Source organism: Rhizobium sp. AP16 (genome assembly GCF_000281735.1).
GTDB lineage: Bacteria > Pseudomonadota > Alphaproteobacteria > Rhizobiales > Rhizobiaceae > Rhizobium > Rhizobium rhizogenes.
On the sequence record NZ_AJVM01000065.1, the window covers coordinates 522,348 to 528,712 of the forward strand.

Genomic DNA, 6,365 nt, shown 5'->3' on the forward strand with positions numbered 1-6,365 from the left:
ACTGCTCTAACTTCTCTCTTGCTTCTGTCACAATCTTCTGTGAAAGCGACCCTATTCTGTCAGAAAAGAGGATCGCCCATGGACCGCCATACCATCCGACGCAGCGCACTCGCGTTGATCTTCGCTTCAGCCATGACGAGCGTGGCAATGGCGCAGAGCGCGACGCCAGCCGCCCCGTCGAATGCGGAGGGTAGCGGCGCTGCCAAGGTCGCTTGCGATGGTGACCTCTCTACGTTCCTGGCGGGCGTCAAGGCCGACGCGATCGCGGACGGCGCGGATGCCGCATCCGCCGACAAGACATTCGCCGGGGCGCAGATCGATCCCAAGGTCCTCGCCATGGATCGCAGCCAGGGCGTGTTCCGCCAAACCTTCCTAGAATTCTCGCAGCGCACTGTCAGCCAGGGCCGGCTGGATATCGGCCGCCAGAAGATGAAGCAGTATGCCGATGTCTTCGCCAAGGCCGAGAAGGACTATGGCGTACCTCCAGGCGTCATCACCGCCTTCTGGGGTATGGAAACCGATTACGGCGCCGTTCAGGGCAATTTCAACACCCGCAACGCGCTGGTCACTCTCTCGCATGACTGCCGCCGCCCTGAATTTTTCCGCCCGCGTCTGATCGCACTGATCGAATTGGTACAGCGTGGTGATGTCGATCCGGCAACCACGACCGGCGCATGGGCTGGCGAAATCGGTCAGACGCAGATGCTGCCGCCCGATATCATTGCTTACGGCACGGACGGCGATGGCGACGGCCACGTCAATTTGAAGACCAGCGCGCCCGACGTCATTCTGACCACCGCGCGTTTCCTCCAGCATCTCGGCTTCCAGCGCGGTCAGCCTTGGCTGCAGGAAGTTGCTCTGCCTGACAATCTCCCATGGGAGAAATCCGGCATCGGCGGCACACTCACGGCCGGCGATTGGTTCCAACTCGGCGTGAAGCCGCGCGACGGCAACACCAATTTCGGCTCGCTGCCCGCCGCTCTCATCCTGCCGCAGGGCCGCAAGGGTCCGGCTTTCCTGACCTATCCGAACTACAACGCCTATCTCGGATGGAACCAGTCGTTCATCTACACGACATCCGCCGCCTATTTCGCCACACGCCTGAGCGGCGCCCCGACCTATAACAAGGGCATGCCGGAAGAAGGCCTGAACGACGTCGATATGAAGGCGCTGCAGACCAAGCTCCAGGCTCGCGGTTATGACGTCGGCAAGATCGACGGTATCCTCGGCTCCGGCACGCGCGTTGCCATCCAGAAGGAACAGTTCCGCCTTGGCCTCCCGGCCGACGGCTGGGCGACACAGGCATTGCTGAACGCCCTTTGAGATTTGCGTCTCTTCCAGCGAAAGGCGGCCCTCGGGTCGCCTTTTTGTTTTTCGGCAAAGCTCCCGCAGGAAACGGGTGGAGAACCTCTCTCATATCCCCAGAATAGGCGAAAGACGAGGAGAGACGCCCGATGACGACCAACAACGGCATGAACGCACTCACCTGGAGCCTGCTGCTGGCGCTCGGACTGATCTGGGGCGGCTCGTTCTTCTTCGCCCGCATCGCCGTGCACTCCGTCCCGCCGTTTACGCTGGTCTTCCTCCGTCTGTCTCTGGCGGCTCTGGCGCTGCATCTCTATATCGCCGGCCGCCTCCAGATCTATGATCTGCTGAGAACGCATTGGCGGCAATTCCTTCTGCTCGGCCTGATTAACAACGCCATACCGCATGTGTTGATCTTCATTGGCCAAACGCAAATGGGTGCTGGACTCGCCTCCATCCTCAACGCGACGACACCGATCTGGACCGTGTTGATCGGCAATCATTTCACCACGGATGAGAGGCTGACGCCCACCAAGCTCGCCGGTTGCCTGACGGGGCTCGCCGGTACGATCGTACTGCTCGGGCCGAGCGTGACAGGCGCTGCCGCAATCCCGCTCTGGGCATTGCTCCTGCCGATCCTCGCCGCGATCTCCTATGGCTTCGCGGCAATCTATGCCAAGCGTTTCAAAGGTATGGCTCCGCCTGTTGTAGCGGCGGGTCAATTGACCGGCTCTTCGATCATCATGCTGCCGGCAGCCCTTCTGGTGGATCATCCCTGGACCCTGGCAACGCCGCCAGCAAGCGTCATCGCCGCCATTCTCGGCATGGCACTGCTGTCCACCGCCCTTGCCTACATTCTCTATTTCCGCATCATGGCGCTCGCCGGGGCCACCAATGCCTCGCTGGTCACCCTGCTCGTCCCGCCAAGCGCCATCCTGCTCGGCTTCCTCTTCCTCGGCGAACGACTGGGATTGCCGGAAATCATCGGCATGCTGCTGATCGGTGCGGGCCTGCTCATTCTGGACGGACGGGTTTACGCGTGACTACCGCCAGGCGCGAGCCGCCGATAACGAGTGCCAAGGATTATCCGGTGATACTTCAGCAAAGGGCGTACACCTTAACCTTGTTCACAGCCAAATTAACGATACATTAAATTTCGTGAACGGAAGGTTTTTCGAATTAAAACAATAGCTTATTTTGATATCCAGATTCAATTTCTACGTTTCGTGCCGCGATGCAGCATCGAATTCGCTTTCCAAGCGACACATTTCCGACATAGACTCTAACGGTTGACTAAGGAGGAAGACATGGGATTGACACGATCCATCAACGTCCTAGTGGTCGGAGCAGCCTTCCTATTCGTCGTGACGATGCTTTTCATCTGACGAAGAACGACTGCCGCAGACAACCGAACTCCTGAAAGCAAACAAAACAACTATTCCATTTAAAAAGCGCATGCCGAAGATCGACATGCGCTTTTTCATGGCTACATTTCCCGGGTTTCGTTAGGCGACGGCGCGCGCATCCGCCTTGCGCTGCAGACCCAATCGCTCGAGAACAGCCGAGACAAGCGGCGAACGGTTCATCGTATAGAGATGGAACTCGTGGATGCCCCTCCGCACCAGATCCTTGATCTGCTCGGCGGCGACATCGGCGGCGACCTTGGCGCGTTCATCGGCATTATCATCGAGGCCGTCAAACCGATCGTCCAGCCAGGAGGGGATGCTGGTACCACAAGCGCCGGCAAAACGCTTCAACTGCGTTAGGTTCTGGATCGGCATGATGCCCGGCACGACAGGAATCGTAATACCGGCAGCGCGAACGCGGTCGTGATAACGCTCGAAAGCATCATTGTCGAAGAAGAATTGGGTCAGCGCCCTGTCGGCGCCGTTATCGGCCTTGCGTTTCAGCATGTCGATGTCGGCCGCGGTATCGCGGCTCTCCGGGTGCTTTTCCGGATAGGCAGACACGGAAATATCGAAATCACCACGCTCGCGCAGGGCCGCCACCAGTTCGGCAGCATTGGCATAACCGTCCGGATGCGGCTGATAGGCGGAACCGACGCCCGTTGGTGGATCGCCACGCAACGCCACGAAACGGCGAACACCGGTTGCGAGAAAATCATCGATGACCCGATGCGTATCTTCACGCGTTGCGCCCACGCAAGTCAGATGCGACGCGGTGGTGAATGGGGTCTCGTGGATCATCCGGCGCACGGCCGACAATGTCGGCGTTTTGGTCGTGCCACCAGCGCCATAGGTGACCGAAACGAATTCCGGTTCCCATTCGCTGAGCTCCTCGACCGTATTCCACAATTGCGCCTCGGCTTCCTCCGATTTCGGGGGGAAGAATTCAAAGGAAATACGGATGCCGCTTTGGCCGTTCTCGTTCTTCGAAGACATATCAAACTCTCCCAGCAAGAATGGGGGATGCCTGTCGGCTCTGTTCGGCAGCGATCAGCAGCCGCGGGTCGCGCGCCAGCCAGATCGTAACCGTCAACCCTGAGCCGCCTTCCCTCCCCGAATGAAGGTCCTGCACCTGCTCGACATCAAGCCCCGCCGCTTTCAACCAATCCGACATCATCTGATGGGAGAAACCGAGCCTTAGATGTGCATGTTCGTCGCGCAGATATTCCAGCCCGTGCGGTGCCAGATCGATGATCACCAACCGGCCGCCGGGCCGCAGCATTCGCGCCGCCTCGTTGAGGGCGATTTCCGGCTGATCCAGAAAATGCAACACCTGATGGATGGTAATCAGATCGAAATCCTGCGCCTCGAGCGGCAGATTGAAGATATCGCCATGCCGCACCGAAGCGGCGGTGATGTTCGACCGGTCGAGATTGGCGCGCGCTACGGCCAGCATGTCGCGGCTGGCGTCGATACCGACCGCGCGGCGATAGTGCCCCGCCAGCAATTGCAGCATCCGGCCGGTGCCGGTGCCGAGATCGAGAAAAGCGTCGATCTGTTGCGGGCCGATCAACTCGATCATCACCTTATCGACATCCTCGTCGGCGACATGCAGGCGGCGCAGTTCGTCCCATTCGGCGGCATTGCGGCTGAAATAGGCTTGCGCCCGCTCGGCGCGAATACGCTTGACGGCAGTCAGGCGCTCGCCGTCGCGCAGCAATACGGGATCGTTTTCGGCCGTGTGTCGGAGAAGCTCGCGCGCCAGGATCACCGCCTTGCCGTCCTGCTTCAGCCGGAAATAAGCCCAGGCGCCCTCCTGATAACGGTCGATCAGGCTGGCCTCGCCGAGCAGTTTCAGATGCCGCGAGATGCGGGGCTGCGACTGGCCGAGAATTTCGGTAAGATCGGTGACGGTCAGATCACCAGCTGCGAGCAGCGCCAGCAGGCGCAGCCGCGTCGGCTCACCTGCCGCCTTCAGCACATCCACCAGATTGTCCAAGCCCAGTTTAACCAGATCCGTCATTCGTCACCCAATCAAGATATAAAGATATCTTTATGTGATTTTGCCGCAATCTGCAAGAGCCAATTCGCGGCCGGAGACATTCGGACGTCGGAAATCTGTTAGTATCTGTCGGCGGAGGAATACGCATTTCCCTCGCCAGAACAAAGAAAAACCCCGGACAAGCCGGGGTTCTCGATGGCAGGAAAGCAGCGAGCTTATCGTGTCAGACGCTTGTAGGTCACGCGGCTCGGGTTGATGCTGTCAACGCCGAGGCGACGCATCTTGTCCTGTTCGTAGTCTTCGAAGTTGCCCTCGAACCATTCGACATGGCTATCGCCTTCGAAGGCGAGGATGTGCGTGGCCAGGCGGTCGAGGAACATGCGATCGTGGCTGATGATCACGGCGCAGCCGGCGAAGTTTTCGAGCGCGATCTCGAGCGCACCAAGCGTTTCGGTGTCAAGGTCGTTGGTCGGTTCGTCGAGCAGCAGGACGTTGCCGCCGGCCTTCAGCATCTTCGCAAGATGCACGCGATTGCGCTGGCCACCGGAGAGGTTGCCGACCTTCTGCTGCTGATCGCCGCCCTTGAAGTTGAACGTCGCGCAATAAGCTCTCGAGTTCATTTCATACTTGCCGAGCTTGATGACTTCAGCACCGCCGGAGATTTCCTCCCAGACGGTCTTGCTGCCATCGAGCGCGTCACGGCTCTGGTCGACATAGCCGAGATGAACGCTGTCGCCGATACGGATAGAACCGCTATCCGGCTTTTCCTGGCCGGTAATCATGCGGAAAAGCGTCGTCTTGCCGGCGCCGTTAGGACCGATGACGCCGACGATACCGCCCGGCGGCAACTTCAGCGACAGACCTTCGATCAGCATCCGGTCGCCATAGCCCTTGTTGATGCCTTCCATTTCGATGACCACCTGGCCGAGACGCTCGCCGACCGGAATGATGATCTGCGCGTCGCCGGGACGCTGGTTCTCTGCGGCATCGACCAGCTCGTCATAGGCGCGGATACGGGCCTTGGACTTAGACTGACGTGCTTTCGGGCTGGAGGCGATCCATTCCTGTTCGCGGGCGATCGCCTTCTGGCGGCCGGCCTCTTCGCGACCTTCCTGCTGCATGCGCTTGGCCTTCGCCAGCAGGTAGGAGGAGTAGTTGCCTTCGTAGGGAATGCCGCGGCCACGGTCGAGTTCGAGGATCCAGCCGGTGACGTTATCCAGGAAGTAGCGATCGTGGGTGATCATCAGCACGGCGCCCGGATAGGCACGCAGATGCTTTTCCAGCCAGGCAATGGTTTCGGCGTCGAGATGGTTGGTCGGTTCGTCGAGCAGCAGCACGTCCGGCTGCGACAGCAGCAGCTTGCACAGTGCCAAACGACGACGTTCACCGCCGGAGAGATTGGTGACGTCGGCATCACCCGGAGGGCAGCGGAGCGCATCCATCGCCATCTCGACCTGGCTTTCCAGGTCCCAGAGGTTCTGGGCGTCGATGATGTCCTGGAGCTTGGCGCCTTCTTCCGCCGTCTCGTCGGAATAGTTCATCATCAGTTCGTTATAGCGATTGAGAACGTCCGTCTTCGCCGCAACGCCTTCCATGACGTTTTCAAGCGCGGTCTTTGCCGGATCGAGCTGCGGCTCCTGCGGCAGGTAGCC

The 6,365-nt window shown here is 59.7% G+C and carries 5 protein-coding genes; 2 read left to right on the plus strand and 3 right to left on the minus strand.

The annotated features are described in order from the left end of the window. Positions 1-78 precede the first annotated feature (78 nt). Both PMI03_RS20595 and PMI03_RS20600 read left to right on the plus strand, forming a co-directional pair. Complete coding sequence (locus tag PMI03_RS20595; protein ID WP_007697245.1) at positions 79-1,323, plus strand: lytic murein transglycosylase; 1,245 nt, start codon at positions 79-81, stop codon at positions 1,321-1,323. Positions 1,324-1,454: 131 nt separating this feature from the next. Then, on the plus strand, positions 1,455-2,348 hold the full coding sequence (locus PMI03_RS20600; protein WP_007697249.1) for a DMT family transporter: 894 nt from the start codon (positions 1,455-1,457) through the stop codon (positions 2,346-2,348). Between the two features lie 462 nt (positions 2,349-2,810). Here PMI03_RS20600 and metF read toward each other — a convergent pair whose 3' ends face one another. From metF to ettA, 3 genes are all read right to left on the minus strand, one after another. Beyond that, a complete protein-coding gene (gene metF, locus PMI03_RS20605; protein ID WP_007697252.1) occupies positions 2,811-3,707 on the minus strand; it encodes a methylenetetrahydrofolate reductase [NAD(P)H] in 897 nt (298 codons plus the stop codon). 1 nt (position 3,708) lies between these two features. Next, positions 3,709-4,734, minus strand: a complete 1,026-nt coding sequence (locus tag PMI03_RS20610; protein ID WP_007697255.1) for a metalloregulator ArsR/SmtB family transcription factor — start codon at positions 4,732-4,734, stop codon at positions 3,709-3,711. Between the two features lie 194 nt (positions 4,735-4,928). After that, positions 4,929-6,365, minus strand: a 1,437-nt coding sequence (gene ettA, locus PMI03_RS20615; RefSeq protein WP_007697258.1) for an energy-dependent translational throttle protein EttA, incomplete at its 5' end; no start/stop codon positions are given.

Excerpts from the sequence above, each read along its gene's own strand:
- PMI03_RS20595 (WP_007697245.1), top strand. The coding sequence starts at position 79 with ATGGACCGCCATACCATCCGACGCAGCGCACTCGCGTTGATCTTCGCT.
- PMI03_RS20600 (WP_007697249.1), top strand. The coding sequence starts at position 1,455 with ATGACGACCAACAACGGCATGAACGCACTCACCTGGAGCCTGCTGCTG.
- metF (WP_007697252.1), bottom strand. The coding sequence starts at position 3,707 with ATGTCTTCGAAGAACGAGAACGGCCAAAGCGGCATCCGTATTTCCTTT.
- PMI03_RS20610 (WP_007697255.1), bottom strand. The coding sequence starts at position 4,734 with ATGACGGATCTGGTTAAACTGGGCTTGGACAATCTGGTGGATGTGCTG.